Here is a 20,564-nt window from a genome sequence, read left to right as displayed (position 1 = left end):
AGGTGGTGCCCGGGGGCAGTTAACTGCGCCGCGACCTGGTGGCGTGCAGATCCTGTTATTGGCAGGTTCGGGGCGGCCTCTCGCATGCCACGACGGCATGACGGGATGGCCACCATCCGGCAAGCCTGAACGTCCTTCAACGTGGTATTGCGTGGTCATTGAATGACGGCGCTCGACAGCCGCCAAATTTTTGCTTGGCGCCAGAAAGGACGGGAACGCACGACCATCCGCGCGGTCTGAACGAGTCGATGGTACGCCGCAGACAAGGCCCCGATCGAGCCTTGATGGGGGCCTTGTCTGCGGACGATTTTTCGTTACCGGTCATCGCTGCAATGACGCGCGGCAGTATCGGTGGCAAAGCTCTGTTTCCGGTGGGTTCTCGCACCCGACACCGGCACTTCCCTGAACTCGAACTGGATCGCTCGTATGGAGCACAACATTTCCCTGATCAGCACCCTGGCGGCCGGTTTCGGCATCGCGCTGGTGCTCGGCTTCGTGGCTGAACGCATCAAGATGCCGGCCCTCGTGGGCTACCTGCTTGCCGGCATCATCATCGGGCCAAACACCCCGGGATTCGTGGCCGATGTGCAGCTGGCCGCGCAGCTGTCTGAAATCGGGGTCATGCTGCTGATGTTCGGTGTCGGCCTGCATTTTTCGCTTCGCGATCTGTTGGCGGTACGGCGCATTGCCATCCCTGGCGCCATTGTCCAGATGGCATTCGCGACGGTGCTGGGCGCCTTGCTGGCCTTTTACGCCTGGGGCTGGCCCTGGGGGCAGGCGCTGGTCTTCGGGGTGACGCTCTCGTGTGCAAGCACGGTTGTGCTGCTAAAGGCCATCGAAGCGCGTGGTGCCCTCGATACGATGAATGGACGCATTGCCGTCGGCTGGCTGGTCGTCGAAGATCTTGCCACCGTGCTGGTGCTGGTGCTGCTGCCGCCGCTGGCAAGTGTGCTGGGTGGCGCGAACCAGGCGCCGGCAGCCGCGAGCGATGTGCCCATCTGGGTCACGCTGGGGATCACGCTGCTTCAGGTGGCTGGCTTCGTTGCACTCATGCTGGTGGCGGGTAGCCGGCTGATTCCCTGGGTGCTCTGGCATGTCTCGCGCACGGGTTCCCGCGAGCTGTTTACGTTGGCCGTGATTGCGGCGGCCATCGGCATTGCATTCGGGGCTGCACAACTGTTCAGCGTCTCGTTCGCGCTTGGCGCCTTCTTTGCCGGCATGGTGATGCGCGAATCCGAATTCGCTCATCGGGCGGCACAGGAGTCCTTGCCGTTTCGTGATGCGTTTTCGGTGCTCTTCTTCGTGGCCGTCGGCATGCTCTTCGAGCCGGCGGTGCTGATGCTCGAGCCCATCAAGGTGCTGACCGTCGTCCTCATCATCGTTGTCGGCAAAGGGCTGGCCTCGTTGCTGCTGGTGCTTGCCTTCCGTTACCCCCTGAACACGGCGCTGACCGTCTCGGCGAGTCTGGCCCAGATCGGTGAGTTCTCGTTCATTCTGGCAGGTCTGAGCGTGGCGCTCGGGTTGCTGCCTGCGGAAGGCATGAGCCTCATTCTTGCCGCCGCGCTCATCTCGATTGCGCTCAATCCGCTTCTGTTCGCCATGGTCGAGCCCGTGCGGCGATGGTTCCTGGCGCGTTCGGACATCGCACGGGCGCTGGAGATTCGCGTCGATCCCTATGCCGAGTTGCCCACCGACACGGCCCGGCGGTATCTGGAGGGGCAGGTGGTCATTGTGGGCTTCGGTCGCGTCGGGCGGCGCATTGCGGACGCCCTGGTGGAGCGCGATATTCCCTACGTGGTCGTCGAGCAGCGTCGGGAGGTGGTCGAAGCCTTGCGTCGCAAGGGGGTGCCCGCCGTATCCGGCAATGCGACCGATGCGGCGGTGCTGATTCAGGCGCACATCGCCAACGCCGCCATGATGGTGGTGGCTACCCCGGACCTGATGGATATTCGCGCCACTGTCGAGATTGCGCGAACGCTCAATCCCGACATTGAACTGGTCTTGCGCACCCACAGCGAATCCGAATCTGTCTTGTTGCGCCAGGAGGGCGTTGGTGCGGTCTTCTTTGGTGAAGAGGAGCTGGCGCGCGGCATGGCGGGTTATGTGCTTGGGCGGTTCTTCCCGGGGATGACCCATCCGGTTCCGGTACCCGATTGATGGCGAGACATCGCGCCGCTCATGCCTGAATCCAGCGCGCCACTTCGCTCACGACCCAGTCGCCGGCATCCAGCGGCAGATCGTGACCGGCGGTGGGGTGTTCGACGATCGGACAGTGCCAGCGGGCGGCGAGCGTGCGAGAGCATTGCACCGAGGCCAGTCGGTCCTGAGTGCTTGCGAGAATCAGCGTCGGGACCGTGGGCGCCCCTCGGGGGGCGGTGAATCGGGCCGCCGCCCATAGCTGGCGGACCAGATTGGCGCCGGTGACGGGGCGCGACCGTGCAGCGTGCGCCCATGTCGGCAGCGCCAGCGCGCGCGCCCGAGCATCGTTGCTCGTGACCGCCAGGATGGCGCGTTCGCGTTGCTCCGCAGTTCGTCCCGGAACCGCGGCTCCGATCAATGCTGGCCAGACGCCCGGGCGCAAACGTCGGTAAAACGGGTTGAACGGTCGCATGGAGGTGTTGATGAGCACCATGCGTGACAGCGCATCGGGGTGTCGCTGAGCCCAGCTGACCGCGACCATGGCGCCCAGCGACAGGGCGATCACGTGATACGGGGGACGATGGCCTGAATCCTCCAGCTCGCGCGCGAGGGCGTCGGCCATGGCCTGTATCCGTGTCGGGCTCGTTTCACGATATCGAAGGCCGTTGCCGGGCAGGTCGGGCGTGAGCACCTGGCACGGCGACATTGCCGCGCGCAGGCGCGCAGGAAAATCCCCCCAGTGCTCATGTTCGCGTGCAAGTCCGCGGACCAGTACCCACGTGCTCATTGTTCGGCCTCGGCATACCAGTGGGCGAGGGCGTCCTGGTGGTGGCGGGCCCGGTCGGACTCGCCCGGCAGCCAGCGCTTGTAGCTGGCCGTCGCGCGGGCGAGGAAGTCGAGCAGAAACACATGGTGGCGCAGCACGCGGGCAATGCGGTGCTTGAGCAAGGGGTTGAACATGCCCTCGCGCATCAGGAGCTGGCGGGGATTCTTCTTCACCCACAGCCATGAGCCCATTTCCAGCGTCAGCGGCAGAAAGGTGCGCTCCGGCTGGACGCAGGCCTGCTGGTAGAGGTGGTCCCACAGGTCGCCGTGGGTCAGATACTGATGGCTCTGGGGCTCGAACACGTAGCGATGGTTGCGGTAGGTGCTTTCGAAGATGTGCTTGAGCGCATACACCTCGGCCAGGTGGTGCATCGGCGCGCTGGTGTGTGCGTAGGGAAACCAGATGCGGTCGCGGGTGCCGAAGCCCGAGTGGCAGTCGAGCGCGACGGCAAAGCGCCGGGTGAGCAACTCGGCTTCGACGAGCTGGCACAGGGCGGCACTTTCCGGTTCCATGGGGGCGTTTTCGCCGCCCCGGTACCAAGGCAGGGCGGCGCTGATGCGATGCCCGCCCACCATGAAGGCCACACGCTCGGCGGCAGTGATCGGGGCGTTGCGCATGAGGTCGACGCCGGCCGGATTGCACCTGGTGCCCATCCACATGCCGCCCGGGTTCACGATCGGAATGAACACCATGCGCACCGCATCGAGCAGGCGATGGGCCTGGTCGTCCCACCGGAGGCGGTCGACGAGGCTTTGCAGATAGGCGATGACAACGGCAGAGCCGATGCGCTCCAGGCCGTGGACGCCGCCGAAACAGCCGACGGCGGGCAGGGTCGGGTCCGGGTTGCCCAGGGTGATTCGATAGACGGGAAGTGGCTTGCCGCGTGCCTGAACCTGGCAGATGACGCTGGCTTCCAGATGAGGTGCGCCCGCGTCGATGATGCGTTCGAGTTCGTCCAGTTCCGACAATCCGTGCATGCACCCACGCTCCGTTCGGGGTGATTCCCGTCTGTCCGACGAGCATACACGGCGGGTAGGCTGGCGATTATTTCGGTTTGGTTTCAGGTCGCGAAGCGCACAGAATTTCCCGGCCGATGATGATGGCCTGACTGCGCGAGCGCACGCGCAGCTTGGCGTAGATGTTCTTCAGGTGCCATTTGACCGTCTCCTGCGAGACACCCAGATGGTTCGCGAGCTGTTTGTTCGACATGCCCTCGCACAGACCCGCAAGCATCTCCTGCTCGCGCGGCGTCAGTGCCTCTTCGGAAGCGGACACGCCCGGCGCGGTGCTGAACACGGGCGCTCGCGCCTGATCGAACGCACCGAACAGCGTTTGCATGAACCAGCTCAGTGCCGGTGAGCGCGACAGACGCTCGGCCACGAACTGTTCGAGCAGATCGCGCATGCCTTCGGGGGCGTCGACGAACGGACGGATCGCATAGCAGGCGGCGCCCTGGTGCAGGGCCGCCTCGACGATATCGAGCGCCGCGGCATCGTTACCCCGCGCGCGCCAGGCCATGGCAAGCAGGAGTCGCGGTGACAGGCTGAGGCCTTGCATGTCCAGCCGAGCGAGTCGGTCGATCAGTGGTTCGAGTGTGCTCGTGGCCTGCTCGGGCATGCCCCGGGCGAGGGCCAGCAGGGCGGCGGCGTGAGCGTGAAGCGCCCAGTTCTCGAGCTCGGTACCCATCGGCTCATGCGAGGAGGGCGACCATTCGGCATTCAGTGTGTCGAACGCCATGGCCGCTTCGGCCAGGTTGCCTTCGCGCACGGCCATACGCACGGTCTCGGCCTGGATGTAGCACATCATGCGCGGCCAGACGTTCTTGATGGCCACGCGCTGCCCTGCCCGGATCAGTGCCTTGGCTTCGTCCGGGCTGCCGCGCTGGACGCGTCGCCGCACCTTGATCGAGGCAAAGCGCGCCGCAGCCCCGATGGCCGTCGTGGCGACAATCTCTTTCGGGTGTTGTTCAAGCAGGTGGTCGAGTGCGTCGAGCCGGTCCCATTCATAGTAGATGGTGGTGAGATAACCGGCTGGCAGGGCGGCTGCCGCAGATTCGCGGCCAATGGTGTCGACGGCCAGCCGGTAGGCGCGGGTGAGGATGTGCTCGGCGCGCGCGAACTCGCCGCGAATGAGGTAGCCCAGCCCCAACACGCTCTTCATGTACACCCGCGCATAGGTGGGCATGTCGCGCGCCTTGTCGCGCGTGGTGACCAGGCTTGCCTGGAGCTGATCGATGACGCTGAACTCGCCACGATAGATGAGGCCGATGACTTCGGCGGTGCGCGCCATGCGCCAGGTCCAGCTGCCGGCCGCTGGCTGTCGGGCCAGGACGCGGCGGGCAACACGGAGGCCGCCTTCGCTGTCGTCCATGAGCGTCAGGTTCATGGCCTGGATGGCTTCGATCTCGACTTGAACCGACTCGCCGTCATCGACCGGACTCGTCGATGGCGCGCCGGTCGCGAGGTGGTGCAGGCAGGCCTCGGAGAAGCGGGTTTCGAGCGACAGGGTATGCGCCCAGGCTTTGGCAAGCAGCAGGGCCGGGTGGCTGGAGACCAACGCGTCGGGGAGCAGGGCCAGACAGTCCTTGACCGACCGGAGGTCGCTCGATTCGATCAGGCTCATCGCGCGCTGGGCCAACCACCCAGCCGCCTGTTCGGGCGCCCCGGCTGCCATGGCCCTGGCCACCGCGTCGCGCCAGTAGCCATTGTCGACAAACCAGTGGGCGGCCTTCAGGTTGATCGCCCGATCGCGCCCCGGGTGGCGGCTCGTCAGCCGGCGCGAGAACGAGAAATGGGCCAGGTGGTCGAGTCGATACCAGCCGTCGGCCGAGTCAAGACGCTGGATGAAGACGCCCTGGGCATCGAGCGATTCGATCATCTGGGCAGCGTCGGTGCGCTCAAGCACGGCGTTGGCCAGTGCGGCGTTGAAGCGATCGAGCACCGAAATGGACTCGAGAAAGGTGACTTGAGCCTCGGGCAGGCGCGGCAGCACACTCAGATGAAAGAACTCGTGGATGTCCTGACGCTGGCGCGCAGAGGGAACTCGAAGTGAGGGGGGCGAACCGGGGTCGAGGGTACTGAGCAGCAGGCGCATCCCGGTGATCCAGCCATCGGCCTCGCGCCGCAGGCGGACCGCCATCTGCGGATCGGGGATGCCGGCCCGGTGGATCAGCACTTCCGTTTCATGGAGGCTGAAGCGCAGATGGCTGGACTCGATGCGGCCGAGTCGCCCTTCGCTCAGGAGCGCCTGGGGGCGAATGGGGCGGCAGTGTGTGCCGGCCACCACGAAACCCAGCGTGGGGGGCGAGCGATCGACCAGCAGATTGAGTAACTCGATGGCCTCCGCGTCGGTCACGCGATCGATGTCATCGAGAATCAGGGTCATCGGGCGCCGGCAGGCTGAAATGTCCGCCAGCAGCAGCGATGCCGGCACGTGGGCTGGCGAGAGCGGGTCTGCTTCGAGCAGGCGCGCCGCGCGTGCGCCAAGGCTTGCGTCCGCCCGCTCAAAGGCGGCGACCAGATAGCGAAGCAACATGTGCGCACTGCTGTCGTACTGATCGAGCGAGAGCCACACGGGCGAGGTGACGTGTGTCTGCCGTGCCCACTGGGCCAGGAGGGTGGTTTTGCCGAACCCGGGTGGGGCGGTGAGCGTGACCAGCTTCTTGTTCGTTGCCGTATCGAGCAGGGCAAGCAACTCGGTGCGGGTGACCGCCCACGTGGACGGTGGCGACGGGACGAGCTTGGCGGCCACCAGTCGCTCGTCGAGTGTCTTGTTGGTGTCGGCCGGATTCGTGGCAATCACCAGCGAGTGTGCTTTACCAGACGGGTCATGCGTCTTTGCAGATCCAGCCGAGCATTTGTTTGTCGAAGGTTTCGATATGGTCTTGCCTCCATCGCTGGAGCACGAGACGTAGATACCGGGCGCAGTCGAGGGCATCTTCGATCGTGTAGGCGTCAACGATCCGGTTCATGGCCTCGGCGAGGGCAGCATGATCCTCGATATGTCTTTCGTATTGAATCGGAGTGCCGCGTTCGAGCGCAAGCTTTTTCATGAAGGCTTCTTCTTCGCTGGCGTGGTCTTCGAGTGCCACGATGGTCTCGAAGAGCAGATCGGCGAACGCGCCCCGGTTCTCGCGCGGTGAGGCATTGCCGTCTGCGGACAGGCCCGGGAACAGGGTGTCGAGGCGGTCTAGGAACGATTGGACGAGTTGTCTTTCAGCTGCGAAGTGCTCGAGCAATGGCGGCAGCAGGTTGTTGTGGTGCGCGTGGTGCATGCTGTGCGTGGCAGCTGTCTTATTACATATGGCTAAGATAACAGTGTTACGGTAGGTGTAACCCCCCCGTTGGTGGGGGTGGGGTGTCGTTTGGCGTGCACCATGGGGGATGAATGGGTGAAGGCGCTATCATTCGGACCCGCGCGCGACGTGTTGTCGAGCGAGCATCTGTCACTGTCTGCGCTGAATTCAATGACCCGCAAGATCATTCACTGCGATTGCGATTGTTTCTACGCTGCCATCGAAATGCGCGATGACCCGACCCTGGTCGGCAAGCCGCTGGCGGTGGGGGGGCGCCCCAACTCGCGCGGTGTGGTCGCCACCTGCAACTACGAAGCGCGGGCCTTCGGTGTGCGTTCGGCCATGCCCACCAGCCGGGCGCTGCGCCTGTGCCCCGAGCTGATTCTCGTGCCGCCGGATTTCGAGCGCTACCGGAGCGCGTCGCGCCAGATTCTGGAGATCTATCGCGACTACACCGAACTGGTCGAGCCCTTGTCCCTGGACGAAGCCTATCTGGATGTGTCGGGCGTAGATCGTTGCAAGGGTAGTGCCACGTTGATGGCCGAGGAGATTCGCCAGCGCATTTTCGACCAGGTGGGGATCACGGCCTCGGCAGGGATTGCGCCCAACAAGTTTCTGGCCAAGGTGGCCAGTGACTGGAACAAGCCCAACGGGCAGTATGTCGTGCGCCCCGAGGCGGTCGATGCCTTCGTGTTTGCGCTGCCGGTGAAGAAGCTGTTCGGTGTCGGTCAGGTGACGGCGAGCAAGCTGGAGCAGCTCGGGGTGGTCACCTGTGGCGATCTGCGCGAATGGTCGATGGCTGATCTCATCGGGCGCTTCGGCAAGTTCGGCAGGAGTCTCTATCGCCTCTGCCGGGGCATCGATGACCGGCCGGTGGCACCCGACCGCAAGCGCAAGTCCTTGTCGGTGGAGACAACCTACGCCACCGATCTGACCGATCTGGCGGCCTGTGAGGCAGCGCTACCGCCCATCATGGACGACTTCTTTCGACGCTTCGGCAAGCTCAATCCGGCACCGCCGGTGCACAAGGCCTTCGTCAAGATCAAGTTCAACGATTTCAGCCAGACCACGGTCGAGTGCGTGGCCGATGCGCCATCGGCAGATCGCTGGCGGGCGCTGTTGCGCACCGGCCATGCCCGCAAGGGGCGGCCGGTACGCCTGCTGGGGGTGGGGGTGCGTTTTGTCGACTCGGACGACAGCGACCCCGAAGCCCAGCCGGATCTGTTTGGCGAAGCTTAAGACGCAGGCTTCTGCTGCGTTGAAACGGGATTGACCGCGACTGGAGAATATCCACCGGTCGGGCGGTGGTTTTCCCCCTTGTCGGGTGGTGGTTTTCCACCATGACGCCCCGTCCCTGTCTCTCACCCGTCGAATTCACTGAGTGCTGGCCTGGCACGTATCGTGCGATTCACTGTGATCACGTCCAGGACAGCGTCATCACATGCCCGTTGATCTCCCGCCATGCATGCCCACCGGGCGCACGGGTGGATCCCTCCGTGGAACTGCTGCCTTGACCATCGCGATCTCCCACAGGGGGCGGATGTGCCGGTGTCGCATCGAGTCGGTGATCTGTCCGCCTGCCCGAAGGCAGCTGTGGGGTTTGAAGCGCTTCGTTTTCGGTGGTCTGTCGCAGACCGCCTATCACTGGTGAAGCTCACCTCAATCTCTCGGAGTACAAATATGCAGACAAAGACGAAATGCTATCTCGCAGGAATTCTGTCCCTGGTCGGGTGCGCGGCAAGTGCCGCTGACTTTCCTTCGGCCGGATCGGATCATCATCTCTCGACTGTTGCGGAGCAGCGCGAGCATTTGGCGCAGAGCACGCGGGGTAAGGGTTTTGGCCCACAGTCGCCGCGCGATATCGATCGCAAGGGCGGATCGAACACCGATGTCTTTTCGATGGCGCCACCGATCGCGCAGATGAACTTGTGCAATATCCACTTTCACAAGAATGCGGAGCACAAGGGCGAGGCGTTCGGCGACTACGCGGGTGATGGTGACGGGCTCGGAAATGAAAGCGGGTACCGCTTTTCAGGGCATCTGACGCGCGCCGAACTGACGCCGCTGGCTCAACCTGTTTGCGCGGGCGAACATGGCGCTTTGGTGCCGGGCGACACCATCGAGGTTCATTATGTGTATTCCACCGCCACGGTCCGCCCCGGACCGACTCTGAACTCCTGCCTGAGCGAGTCCGTCAGCAATCCGCAACTGCGGGTCGATGCTCAGGTGTTCGTTCTGGTCAATGATCGCAATGCCATGGATTTCGGTGCCTTGACCAGGGTCGGACAGAAAGGCGGCTATTTTCAAGCGTCGGACACCGCGCTGCAGGCCAGCGACATGGTGGAATACGAAGGCTCGACCACAGGGCCCGGCTACAACGAAAAGGGCTCACCGTATCAGGTCACCTGGCAGGTCAACCCCCATGTGACGAAGGTGGATATCGCCACGGTGGGCCGTTGGTGCGAGAAGAACGAGTTTGAGGAGCATCACGCGCATGGCGTGCGTAATCTGATTGAAAATCCGGCGCTGCTGTCGCCGATCGGAACCCAAGGCTAGATGGGTCGTCATGCCCGCCGGGCGTTGCCTTCGCATGGACGAGGTCCCAAGACGGTCGTCTCCGTTGCGATGTCAATGAATGCGACGCGTTAAAGGGTTGCCTGTCGGGGCTCAGCGCTGTGCCGGTAAGGGGGCCTTCACCTGATCGGCCAGCGGAGGTCGCGGGTCGGTCGGTGGGCCCGGATCGCGGGCGCCCAGGACCACGCGCAGGGGTGAGTTGGCCACCGGGAGGGTGTCGGCCAGCTCGCGCTTGAGCGTGCCGCTGGAAAAGATCAGGCGGCCATAGGTGCTGTAATGGGGCAGCTTGCGGGCGAGGCCGTCAATGTCCTGTGCTGCGCGGGCGCCGATGAAGCCCAGGGGCGGGCGGCGATTGTCGGTGTCGAGCAGGATCATCGCACTGCGCTCCGGCTCGTAGCGCAGGCCATCGACCATCATCGAAGGGCCTTCGAATCGCTGGCTGCGGTTGTTGATGCGGTCGCGAATGGCGGCCAGCGCCCGGTTGTCCCACCCCAGGACCCAGAAGGCAGCGCCGTCAGGCAGGTGCGCCAGCTCGCTATCGAGCAGGGTCTTCACATTGCCGAAGCGTGCTTGCCAGGCCTCGGCAAAACGGCGCCACGCCGCCAACTGCTCGGGGGGGACTTTGGAGGGCAGAATCAGCCATTGCGTCTGGGCCCCGTAGAGGCGCGAGAGCGAGGCCGGTTGCTCCGTCGGGTCGAGTCGGCGGAAGACGTCGAAAAACGGGTCCACATCCACCCGCACGGCCGGGCTGTCGAGCGCACCGCGCCACTGGGCCACACCCCCCTCGAACGTCAGCGTCTCCAGCTGCTGATGGCCGTCGGCCGTCTGGATGAACACCGGGACCGACAGGGGGTAGGGCGTACCGCCCTGCGTTTGCCTGAGCCGGATGACCAGAGACGGGGCAGTGCTTGCGTCGGTGGCTGTGTCGACGGACTCGATGGCCAGTTGCGGGGCACCGGGGGAGTCCAGCCACTGGGGGGACAGTGCGCCGGTCGTGTTGCCAGCGGCCATCAGATCGAGCACATCATCCATGCTGGCGAACTGGAACTGCCGGCGCTTCCACAGCGTGCGCAAGGCATCGACAAAGGCGGCATCGCCCATCTGGCGCCGCTGCATGTGATAGAGCATGAGCATCTTGCCGTAGCCGACGGCCTGGGTGGCGTCGCTGTGACGGGCGCGGAAGTCCCGCAGGGCGATGTCCCGGCCTTCGCTGGCGAAGCTGGTGTAGCGCTCCAGCAGCTTGCGGCGGTATTCGGCGCCGCCGCCATTGGCCTCTTTGATCAGATGATCGGCCAGGTAGGCGGTCAGCCCTTCGGCCCAGTTGCCACCACGCGCATCGATCCACACGCCGTTGCCCCACCAGTTGTGCAGGATCTCGTGCGGGAGTGAGCTGTGCAGAATGAAGGGCAAGCGCATCACCTGGCTGCCCAGCAGGGTGAAGCCCGGCATGCCGTAACCGGTCTGCCAGCGATTTTCCACCACGGCGAAGCGCGGGTAAGGATAGGCGCCGATGAGTTCGCTGAAAAAGTCGGTATAGCCGCCCATGACCGCCAGATACATGCGCGACAGGGACGGGTCGTCCTTGAGCAGGTAGGTTTCCAGGGTCAGTGCACCATGTTTCTGCGCCTGGCGGATGAAGGGCCCACCGAGCAGGTAGAGGTCGTCCTGGGGCGTGGTGATCGACCACTGGCGGCCATCCGCACTGCGTTCGCCCTGGCTGATCCAGGTCCAGTCGGCCGGACCCGTGATGCTCAGGGTGAAGGTGAGCGCATCGCCATCGGTGCGCGGTACCCAGCCGCTGCCGCCATCCAGATAGACTCCGGTGTCGTCGACCCATGCCGTGGGCATGCCGTGGGCCGGACTGCGTGGCTTGTCGTCGATGGTGCCGGCATACTCCAGGGTCACGGTGCGTCGATCGCCGTCGGGGCGCAGTGTCCACACGCGGAACCGACCGTCGGAAGTGGCGTCCAACCGGCTGAGCGTGGCCCCCGTGGCGGTGGGCGTGAATTCGCTGCCCAGCCAGAAGCGGATCGGCACGGGGGCGGTGGCCGGAAGCGTCAGGGTGTCCCTGACCTCGATGCGGTGCCTGGCCGGCGCCACGCTGACGGTGAGATCATGCTGAATCACCATCGGTGGGGTCGCCATGGCGACCGGGGAGAGCATGAGTGCGCCGACGAGCAGGATGAGCCCTGCGAGCCGGTGAAAAGCATAACAACGGGATGGAACGAACCGCATGTGGCAAAAGACCCTTCTTAAGTCTGTACTGGTCACGACCATGAGCCTGGGCACCGTGGCCTGTGGCGCCATGGAAACCGCGCAGGCGCCGGATGATACCGCCATGGACCCGCCGGTGCTGAGCGTGGGCGAAACACCGCGGCTGCAGCAGATGCTCGCCGCCTTGCCGGACGACCGCATTGTCTTCGTTGGTGAATCACACACCCGCTACGATCATCACTTGGTTCAGCTTGAGGTGCTCAAGTTCCTGCACCGCAGGCATGGCGATGTAGCCCTCGGGGTGGAATGGTTCCAGACCCCTGCGCAACCCGCGCTGGATGATTATCTGGCCGGGCGTATTACCGAAGCACAGATGCTCGATCGCAGCGGTTATTTCGATCGCTGGCGTTTCGACTATCGACTCTACCGGCCCATCATCGAATACGCCAAGCACAATGGCATTCCCATCATCGCCCTCAACGCGCCGGTGGAACTGACCCGCAAGATCGGGCAGGACGGGCTTGGCGCACTGCCGGCCGACGAGCGGGCGACATTGCCGGCCGAGTATGGCCCCGTCAAAGAGGGCTACCGCACGCGCGTGAAAGCCGCCTTCGACGCGCACCCGCCCCAGGGGCAAAGCTTCGATCACTTCTTCGAGGTCATGCAGACCTGGGACGAGACCATGGCCCAGCGCGCAGCCGACCATCTCGCGGCTCATCCGGGGCGGCGCATGGTCGTGCTGGCGGGCAGCGGGCACGTAATGTACGGCGATGGCATTCCGGATCGCCTCGAGCGCCGGACCGGCATACGGGGCACGCGCCTGCTGGTGGGCGCCGAACTGGTGGGTGAGGCCGATGTGGCCGACTTCATCGTACTGTCGCGAGAGCAGGTGTTGCCGCCGGCCGGAAAACTGGGCGCGTTTCTCGATACCACCGGCGATTCGGTCAAGGTTCAGGGGTTGGTGGACGACAGTCCGCTCAAGCCGGTGGGCGTGGGCGAAGGGGATGTGATTGTCGCCATCGACGGCATTCCCACCCCCACCTTCGCCGATCTCAAGCTTGCCTTGCTGGACAAGGCACCGGGCGACAAGGTGACCGTGCGTTATCGCAGCGCCGGCTGGCTGAGCGGCGAGGATGAGGACTCGGTCGAGATCGCGCTGGGTGGAGAGACACCGCCGATGATGCATCGATGAACGCGTTGCCCATGCTCGACATGCGTGGCGTGGTCAAGCGCTACGCCCAGCCCGAGGGTGAAACGGTGGTGCTCGCCGGTGTCGACTTCTCGCTACAACGCGGCCAGTCGGCCGCCTTGCTGGGCGAAAGTGGCAGCGGCAAGAGTACCTTGCTGCAACTGGCGGCCGGGCTCGACCTGCCCGACGCGGGTCATGTTCTCGTGGACGGACAGCGTGTGGATGGCCTCAGTGAATCGGGCCGCGCGGCCTTGCGGCGCGATGCGGTCAGCCTGGTCTTCCAGCAGTTCCACCTCATTGCGACCCTGAATGTCGCGGACAACATCCGTTTTCAGGCGGCGCTATGCGGGCGCGAAGATGCCGATTTTGAAGCGCATCTGATCGCGCGTCTGGGCTTGTCCGATCAGTTGAGAAAGTACCCGCACCAGCTCTCGGGCGGCCAGCAGCAGCGGGTGGCCATCGCACGGGCGCTGGCGCATCGGCCACCATTGGTACTGGCCGATGAGCCCACGGGCAATCTGGACGAGCGCAGCAGTCAGGCGGTGATGGCGCTGTTCGTCGAGCTGGTGCGCGACGCCGGCTGCGCCCTGTTGATGGTGACCCACAGCCGTGCCATGGCCGGTTTTCTCGATACCCAGTACTGGCTGCATGAGGGATGCCTGTCGCGCCTGGACGCCGCGGAGGCTGCGTGACGACGCGTCTCCGACGGTTTGCCTGGGTTCTGCGGGCACTGCTGAGTCATTACTGGCGTCACCCGTGGCAAAGCCTTTTCCTGCTCGCCGGGCTCGTTGCCGGTGTGGCCTTGTGGTCAGCGGTGCAGGTCATCAACAGCCACGCCCGCGCGAGCTACGCCGAGGCCGATGCCATCCTGGGCGCCCAGGCGAGCGACTGGATCCGTCGCGCCGATGGCGGTGAAGTTGCGCCCGAAGACTACATCGCACTGCGCACGGCGGGCTTCACCGAGGTGTTCCCTCTGGTTCAGTTGCGTGTCTCAACGCGCGATGACCAGCCCATCCACCTGATCGCGACCGACGTTCTTGCTCTGCCCGAAGGCATGTCGGGTAGTGGGGATGGCGCCCGGATCGATTGGCTGGCGCATGTGCAGCCGCCGTTTCAGGCCTGGTTTCCTGCTGATCTGGCCGGCGAACTCGGTGTCGGCGAGGGTGATCGGCTGCAGCTGCGTGACGGGCGATTCCTGCCGCCGGCGCGTATCGCCAGCCGTGAGCAGCAGGGGCGGCAGGTGTTCATGGACGTGGCGGCTGCGTTCGCGCTCATGGGGCGGCAGGGCTTCACGTCTCTGGCGGTCGGCCCCATGGACGGTGCTCGCCGCGAGGCCTTGCAGGCGGCCTTGCCCCAGGGGCTGCGGCTGGAGCCCAACCAGCAGCGGCTGGATCTCACCGAGCTCACCGCCAGCCTGCACACCCACCTGACGGCCATGAGCCTGCTGTCCTTCGCAGTGGGCCTCTTCATCGTTTTCAACGCTGTGCGCTTTTCGCTGTGGTATCGCCGACCCACGTTCCGCAATCTGCGACTCATGGGCGTGAGCGTGCGTCTGCTGGCGTTGGGCGTGCTCGGCGAGACGCTGCTGTGGAGCGTCGTCGGGACGCTTGGCGGGCTGCTCGCGGGCTGGGGGATCAGCCATGCCTTGCTGCCGAGTGTGAGTGCCAGCCTGCAGAATCTTTACGGTGCCGTGGTGGGCGCCGACCTGTTGCTCTCGGCCCGCACCATGCTGCTGGCCTGGGGCATGACCCTGATCGGCCTGCTGTTTGCGCTGGCCTGGCCCATGTGGCAGCAGCTCGGGGTGCCGGCCGTGGCTTCGGTGGCGACGGCCGGCTGGCACGCCGACGCCCGGGCCCGACGGCGCCTGTTGCTGGGGGCGGGCGGTCTCGGTCTTGCGGCCTTGATCACTTACCAGGCCATGAGCACGGTGGAGGGCGGCTTCGTGCTGCTCGGGCTGGTGCTTTTCGCCGCGGCCTGGGCTTTGCCCGCGGTACTGGCCCGGGCGCACGGGCGCATCGCGGCCGCATCGCGTTCGCGCGGGTTGCGCGCACGCTGGATGGTGAGTGATGGCTGGGCGCAACTGCCCGCCTTGCGCACCGCCATGATGGCCCTGCTGCTGGCCCTGACCGCCAATCTGGGGGTGGAGACGCTGATCACGAGTTTTCGCACAGCGCTGAGCGACTGGATGGCGGTGAGGATCGGTGCAGATGTGTATGTGCAAAGCAATCGTCTGGATGCGGATGTGTTTCTGGCGGAACACGCAAGAGCGCCATGGCTGGCATCCGGCCATGCACGCACTGGCCAGATGGTGCGCTGGAACGGCCGGCCGACCCGGGTGCTCGGCCTCGATCCGCAGGCGCCCGATACGCAACAACTGCCCTTGAGCGACGCTTTGCCCGATGCGCTGGCCCACTGGCGTGCGTCGGGCACGGGTGAGGCACTCATTCTGGCCAATGAACAGGCGCATTTTCTGGGCGGCTTGGCTCTGGGCGACACGGTGGCGCTGACAACACCGGGCGGTGTTCAGACATTCCGGGTCGTGGGTTTTTTCCATGACTACGGGAACGCCATGTACCAGTTCTATCTGCCCAAAGCGCGCATGAGGCAGGTGTGGCCCGATGCGCCAGGATTCGGCCTAGCCCTGTGGCTCACGCCCGGCTCCGACACCGCGGATCTGGAGGCGGCGCTGCTCGACGCGGGGGTGTTGCCGGGTGAGTGGATCGCGCAGGGGGACATCAAGCAGCTGTCGCTCAATATCTTCGACCGCACCTTCGCCATGACCGCGGCCATGAATACGTTGACCCTGCTGGTGGCTGCGGTGGCGCTACTCAGTGCTTGGCTGGCCATTCTGCATGAGCGCATGCCCGAGTTCGCGCGCTGGCGGGCACTCGGGGTGACCCGCAAGGAGTTGCTCGGGGTGGTGGCGGTGCCCATGGGGCTGTTCGCCCTGGTGACGTGGATGTTGTCGGTCCCGCTCGGTGCGGTGCTCTCCTGGCTGCTGATTCACGACCTGAACGTGGTCTCCTTTGGCTGGACCATGCCGATGCTGTGGTCGCCGGCGCCATCGCTTCGTCTGCTGTCGCTGGTGGCGGCGCTGCTGGCCCTGGTTCTGACCCTGGTGATGGTCCTGATGCGCAAGCGCTTGCCGGAAGCCATGGCGCAGGTGGGGGCGGGCGCATGATGCGATGGCTGAGTGCTTGCCTCCTGTGGCTGCTGACCTGTACCGGATTCGCCCAGAGCGTCGATCCCTACGACACGCTCAGGCACAGCGGCGACGGTTTCGAGCAGGTGACACCGGGGCGGGTGTTCGCATTCCCTCAGGACCACCAGCTTCATCCGGGGTATCGCATCGAGTGGTGGTACCTCACCGGCAACCTCGCCGACGAGGCGGGTCGCCGATGGGGCATCCAGTGGACCCTGTTTCGCTCCCAGCAGTCCCCCGATCCCGACCCCGGCGGCTGGTCGAGCAACGTGGTCTGGATGGCCCATGCGGCGGTGACGACGCCGGAGGGGCATCGCCATGCACGCCGCTACGCCCGTGGCGGCATTGGCCAGGCCGGTGTGGGGCTCGACGATGGCGGGTTCAAGGCCTGGCTGGACGACTGGCAGTTGCGCGCGCGCGGCGAGGATATGTTCCCGGCGCAGCTCGTGTTCGATGCCGAGGGCGCGCAGGTCGAGCTCATGATCGCGAGCGAGACGCCCTACGTGCTACAGGGCTCGGGCGGATTCAGCCAGAAATCCTCACAGGGGCAGGCGAGCTACTACTACAGCCAGCCGCATCTGCGTTTGAGCGGGCGCATCACGGTCGACGGCCAGCCGGTGGCCGTGCAGGGCGAGGGCTGGCTGGACCGCGAGTGGAGTTCGCAGCCGCTGGCGGACAATCAGCAGGGCTGGGACTGGTTTTCGCTGCATCTGGCCGACGGGCATGCGCTCATGGTGTATCGCCTGCGCCATGACGACGGGCAACACTGGCTCAGCGGTAGTTGGGTGACACCCGCGGGCGAGAGCACGACGCTGGGCCCCGAGGACATCTCGCTGGAGGTGCTGGAGCGGCGCCTCGTCAAGACACCGGGCGCGTCGAATCCCGACGAGACTCGCGAGTTGCCCCTGCGCTGGACCGTCAGCCTGCCGCGCATGGGTAAATCGTGGCGCGTCGAGGCCACGCAGGAGGATCAGTGGATGGGCGGGCAGTTTCCCTACTGGGAAGGCGTGGTGACCATCAACGACGGGCGCGATGGCGTCGGCTATCTGGAGATGACCGGCTACCCGGCGCGCTGATGCCGGAGCTCAGGCCTCAGCCGCCGGCCCCGTCTTGAACGCCGCCCGTGGCTTGCGCTCCAGCGTGATCTGTCGCGCCCGCAGCTGACCGCAGCCGCCATCGATGTCCTGCCCGGCCGACTGGCGTGTCTTGGTGAGGATGCCGGCCCGATGCAGGAAGCGCACCTGCTCGGCGGTGCGTGCCGGGTCCGGCCGACGATAGGGCAGCCCCTCGACCTGGTTGTACGGAATGAGGTTCATGACCGCGTACTTGCCCTTGAGCAGGCGCACGATGGCTTCCATCTCCGCGTCGCTGTCATTGACGCCGTCGATGAGCGTCCACTGGTACTGGATCGGGTAGTCGGTGGCGCGGGCGTAGGCTTCACCCAGCTCGACGAGTTCTTCAGGCGTGATGTGCGGCGCCCGGGGCAGCAATTGCCGGCGCAGATCGTCGCGCGTGGTGTGCAGTGACAGGGCGAGGGCGGGCTTGATGCGGGCCTGGGGCAGGCGCTCGAGGGCCCGCCGGTCGCCCACGGTGGAAAACACCAGGTTCTTGTGGCCGATTTCGCCCTCGGTGGCGAGGAATTCGATGGCCTCGATCACGTTGTCCAGGTTGTGCGAGGGCTCACCCATGCCCATGAACACCACCTTGTTCACCTTGCGCAGACGCCGCGCCAGCACCACCTGGGCGACGATCTCCGCGCTGCCGAGCTGGCGAATCAGGCCTTCCTTGCCGGTCATGCAGAACTGGCAGCCGACCGCGCAGCCCAGCTGCGTCGATACACACACACCGCCGCGAGGCAGCAGCACGCTCTCTACGGTCTGCGCGTCGGCCAGTTCCACCAGCAGGCGTGACGCACCGTCTTCGGCCCGGTGGGTGGATTTGACGCGGGCCAGCCCCTCAATGGACGGCAGCAGCCATTCGTCCAGGGCCCGACGCAGTTTGAGCGGCAGGAAATGCTCGGCCGGGTGCGGCCCCGAATCGAAGGCGCGCACCTGAGCCCAGGCACGGAAGATCTTGTCTTCGTGGCAAGGCTTGGCGCCGAGGGCGCGCAGGTGCTGGCGGAGGTCTTCGATACGCATGGAGCTGGCTGGAACGGGCAAGGCGGCGATTGTAGTCCGAGCCCCGGGCGCGTGGCACGTTTGCGCCCGCCACGGCGCCGGACGGCGGTCGCGCTATCGCCCCCAGATGGCGGCCAAGCCGAGGTCAGTGCCGCATTGCCGCCGGTAGCGGGCGTAGGTCTGGGGGTGTTGCCGGGCAAAGTCCTGATGCTCGGGCTCGGCGGGATAGAAGCGCTTGGCGTCGAGGATGTCCGTGGCGAGCGGGCGTCGAAACTTCAGCTGTTCCAGAAACGTTCGCGACTCTTCGGCCAGGCGTTTCTGCTCGGCAGAGTGGGTGAAGATGGCCGTGGTGTATGAGGGCCCCACGTCGCAGAACTGGCCTTGCCGGTCGACCGGGTTGATGCTGTGCCAGAACGTCACCAACAGGGTTTCGTAGGTGAGCTTTTCCGGGTCGTAGCGGACCCGGACGGCTTCACGGTGCCCGGTGCTACCGGAGGTGACGCGCTCGTAGGTGGGGGCATCGTCCTGGCCGCCGGTGTAGCCGGTGGTGGTTTCGAGGACGCCGGGCAGCTTGTCAAAAGCGGCCTCGAGTGACCAGAAGCATCCGCCTGCGAAGGTGGCCAACGCCTCTGCCGCACGTGCAGGCGCGGCGGCACTACCGATCAGGATGGCAACGAGGGCGACGACCCGGCCCGGGGCTGACAGATACGACATGGACCCCTCCTGGCCACGTTGGCCTGTTCTGCCAGAGACCCCGCGGAAGTTGATTCGTTCGCTCCGGCCGTGCCCGCCTCAGGCGTTCTTGCCCTTCTGCCACAGCACGTCGCCATGGCCGTCCACCCTGTTCAGATGGCGCCCGAGCACAAAGAGGAGGTCGGAGAGACGGTTGAGGTATTGGCGGGGGCCGTCGTTGACCGCTTCTTCCTGGGTGAGGGCGACCAGCATGCGTTCGGCACGGCGGCAGACCGTGCGGCACAGATGGGCCTGGGCGGCGGCACGGGAGCCGCCGGGGAGGATGAAGTCCTTGAGGGGTTCGAGTGCTTCGTTCCAGGCGTCGAGCGCGGCTTCGAGCTTGTCCACCTGCTTGTCGGTGATCATGCTCATGCCGGGGATGCACACCTCGCCCCCCAGATCGAAGAGGTCGTGCTGGACGTCCACCAGCAGGGCGCGCACGTCATCGGGCAGGGCTTCGGTCAGCAGCATGCCGATGTTGGCGTTCAGTTCGTCCACGTCGCCCAGCGAATGGATGCGCAGGCTGTTCTTGGAAACCCGGTTGCCATTGCCTAGTCCGGTGGTGCCTGCGTCGCCCGTGCGCGTGTAGATCTTCGAAAGGCGGTGTCCCATGTGTGTCTTCTCCCTGTGTTGAACGGTGATTGTAGCCGTGGCGGATGTTCTGCGCCTTGGGGCGCCTTACCAACGCTTACAACCTGTGTGTGCGCGCTTTACACAGCCCCCGCGTTGATGCGGGTGTGGGCCCCACTCACAGATAAACACAAGGAGCAGGATCATGAAGAAACTGATCACGTTGAGTGCCATCATCGCCGGTTGCACCGTTGCCGTGCCTGCCATGGCTCGGGGTGGCGACCGGGTCGATGAGCGCCAGGATCGCCAGCAGCATCGTATCGAACAGGGCTATCGCTCCGGCGATCTGACCCGCCACGAAGTGCGTCGCCTCGAACGGGGGCAGGACCGTATCGACCGGATGCAGCGCCAGGCGCGTCGCGACGGTCATGTGGATCGTCACGAACGGCGCCATCTCCGCGAAGAGATCGCACGGCAGGATCGCCGCATCCACCAGGAGCGCCACGATGGCGAGCGCTGGCGCGGTTACCGCTACAGTCGTCACGACGGCTGGGATCGCGGCTATCACCGGGGGCACGACCGTGCGCCAGCCCGAGGCTATCGGGACCGGGGACATGATCACCATCACGGCAGTCGTGTGATCGTCGACCCTTTGGCGCGCATTTCGCTGATTTTCAACCTGCCGTAAATCCCGCTGAAACCCGCCT

General features: G+C 65.3%; 16 protein-coding genes. 8 read left to right on the top strand and 8 right to left on the bottom strand.

Annotation, left to right across the window (positions count from 1 at the left end; all coding sequences use genetic code 11):
- Positions 1–426 precede the first annotated feature (426 nt).
- The gene (locus J0W34_RS13445; protein WP_230969119.1) at positions 427–2,157 is read left to right on the top strand and encodes a cation:proton antiporter domain-containing protein; all 1,731 of its coding nucleotides are present in this window, start codon (positions 427–429) and stop codon (positions 2,155–2,157) included.
- 19 nt (positions 2,158–2,176) lie between these two features.
- Here J0W34_RS13445 and J0W34_RS13440 read toward each other — a convergent pair whose 3' ends face one another.
- The 4 genes from J0W34_RS13440 to J0W34_RS13425 form a co-directional block, all read right to left on the bottom strand.
- A complete protein-coding gene (locus J0W34_RS13440; protein ID WP_230969118.1) occupies positions 2,177–2,926 on the bottom strand; it encodes an alpha/beta fold hydrolase in 750 nt (249 codons plus the stop codon).
- Positions 2,923–3,942 carry a M14 family zinc carboxypeptidase gene (locus J0W34_RS13435; protein ID WP_227817422.1) on the bottom strand — a complete coding sequence of 340 codons (1,020 nt, stop codon included), beginning with the start codon at positions 3,940–3,942 and terminating at the stop codon, positions 2,923–2,925. Before J0W34_RS13435 ends, J0W34_RS13440 begins: the two co-directional genes overlap by 4 nt.
- A 67-nt stretch (positions 3,943–4,009) precedes the next feature.
- Complete coding sequence (locus J0W34_RS13430; RefSeq protein WP_230969117.1) at positions 4,010–6,766, bottom strand: LuxR C-terminal-related transcriptional regulator; 2,757 nt, start codon at positions 6,764–6,766, stop codon at positions 4,010–4,012.
- A gap of 25 nt (positions 6,767–6,791) precedes the next feature.
- Positions 6,792–7,238 (bottom strand): hemerythrin domain-containing protein, encoded by a 447-nt coding sequence (locus tag J0W34_RS13425; protein ID WP_227817420.1) that lies wholly within the window; start codon positions 7,236–7,238, stop codon positions 6,792–6,794.
- Positions 7,239–7,430: 192 nt separating this feature from the next.
- Between J0W34_RS13425 and dinB the strand changes: the two genes are divergently transcribed.
- On the top strand, positions 7,431–8,498 hold the full coding sequence (dinB, locus tag J0W34_RS13420) for a DNA polymerase IV (RefSeq protein ID WP_230971682.1): 1,068 nt from the start codon (positions 7,431–7,433) through the stop codon (positions 8,496–8,498).
- 441 nt (positions 8,499–8,939) lie between these two features.
- Positions 8,940–9,815 carry a delta-class carbonic anhydrase gene (locus J0W34_RS13415; protein ID WP_230969116.1) on the top strand — a complete coding sequence of 292 codons (876 nt, stop codon included), beginning with the start codon at positions 8,940–8,942 and terminating at the stop codon, positions 9,813–9,815.
- Positions 9,816–9,926: 111 nt separating this feature from the next.
- Here J0W34_RS13415 and J0W34_RS13410 read toward each other — a convergent pair whose 3' ends face one another.
- Positions 9,927–11,996, bottom strand: a complete 2,070-nt coding sequence (locus tag J0W34_RS13410) for a M1 family metallopeptidase (protein WP_230969115.1) — start codon at positions 11,994–11,996, stop codon at positions 9,927–9,929.
- Positions 11,997–12,108: 112 nt separating this feature from the next.
- Between J0W34_RS13410 and J0W34_RS13405 the strand changes: the two genes are divergently transcribed.
- From J0W34_RS13405 to J0W34_RS13390, 4 genes are read left to right on the top strand one after another with little or no spacing between them, the layout of a single operon-like run.
- Positions 12,109–13,239: a ChaN family lipoprotein gene (locus tag J0W34_RS13405; protein WP_230969114.1), complete on the top strand. Its 1,131-nt coding sequence runs from the start codon at positions 12,109–12,111 to the stop codon at positions 13,237–13,239.
- Positions 13,236–13,928 carry an ABC transporter ATP-binding protein gene (locus J0W34_RS13400; protein WP_230969113.1) on the top strand — a complete coding sequence of 231 codons (693 nt, stop codon included), beginning with the start codon at positions 13,236–13,238 and terminating at the stop codon, positions 13,926–13,928. The genes J0W34_RS13405 and J0W34_RS13400 overlap by 4 nt, the downstream gene beginning before the upstream one ends.
- The gene (locus J0W34_RS13395; RefSeq protein WP_230969112.1) at positions 13,925–16,417 is read left to right on the top strand and encodes an FtsX-like permease family protein; all 2,493 of its coding nucleotides are present in this window, start codon (positions 13,925–13,927) and stop codon (positions 16,415–16,417) included. The genes J0W34_RS13400 and J0W34_RS13395 overlap by 4 nt, the downstream gene beginning before the upstream one ends.
- On the top strand, positions 16,414–17,514 hold the full coding sequence (locus J0W34_RS13390) for a lipocalin-like domain-containing protein (protein WP_230969111.1): 1,101 nt from the start codon (positions 16,414–16,416) through the stop codon (positions 17,512–17,514). The genes J0W34_RS13395 and J0W34_RS13390 overlap by 4 nt, the downstream gene beginning before the upstream one ends.
- A gap of 9 nt (positions 17,515–17,523) precedes the next feature.
- Here J0W34_RS13390 and J0W34_RS13385 read toward each other — a convergent pair whose 3' ends face one another.
- The 3 genes from J0W34_RS13385 to J0W34_RS13375 all read right to left on the bottom strand — a co-directional run bounded on the left by J0W34_RS13385 (position 17,524) and on the right by J0W34_RS13375 (position 19,899).
- Complete coding sequence (locus J0W34_RS13385) at positions 17,524–18,576, bottom strand: RNA methyltransferase (RefSeq protein ID WP_230969110.1); 1,053 nt, start codon at positions 18,574–18,576, stop codon at positions 17,524–17,526.
- Positions 18,577–18,669: 93 nt separating this feature from the next.
- Positions 18,670–19,269: a peptide-methionine (S)-S-oxide reductase MsrA gene (gene msrA / locus J0W34_RS13380; RefSeq protein WP_230969109.1), complete on the bottom strand. Its 600-nt coding sequence runs from the start codon at positions 19,267–19,269 to the stop codon at positions 18,670–18,672.
- Positions 19,270–19,347: 78 nt separating this feature from the next.
- Complete coding sequence (locus J0W34_RS13375; RefSeq protein ID WP_227817411.1) at positions 19,348–19,899, bottom strand: cob(I)yrinic acid a,c-diamide adenosyltransferase; 552 nt, start codon at positions 19,897–19,899, stop codon at positions 19,348–19,350.
- 163 nt (positions 19,900–20,062) lie between these two features.
- On the opposite strand from J0W34_RS13375, the gene J0W34_RS13370 reads away from it, so the two are divergent.
- Positions 20,063–20,545, top strand: coding sequence for a hypothetical protein (locus J0W34_RS13370; protein WP_230969108.1), 483 nt, complete (start codon positions 20,063–20,065; stop codon positions 20,543–20,545).
- Positions 20,546–20,564: the final 19 nt, after the last annotated feature.

The sequence above is a fragment of the Nitrogeniibacter aestuarii genome, assembly GCF_017309585.1.
GTDB classification, from domain to species: Bacteria; Pseudomonadota; Gammaproteobacteria; order Burkholderiales; family Rhodocyclaceae; genus Nitrogeniibacter; species Nitrogeniibacter aestuarii.
Note: the sequence above shows the minus strand (reverse complement) of the source record. Positions and strands in the feature narration are given on the sequence as shown.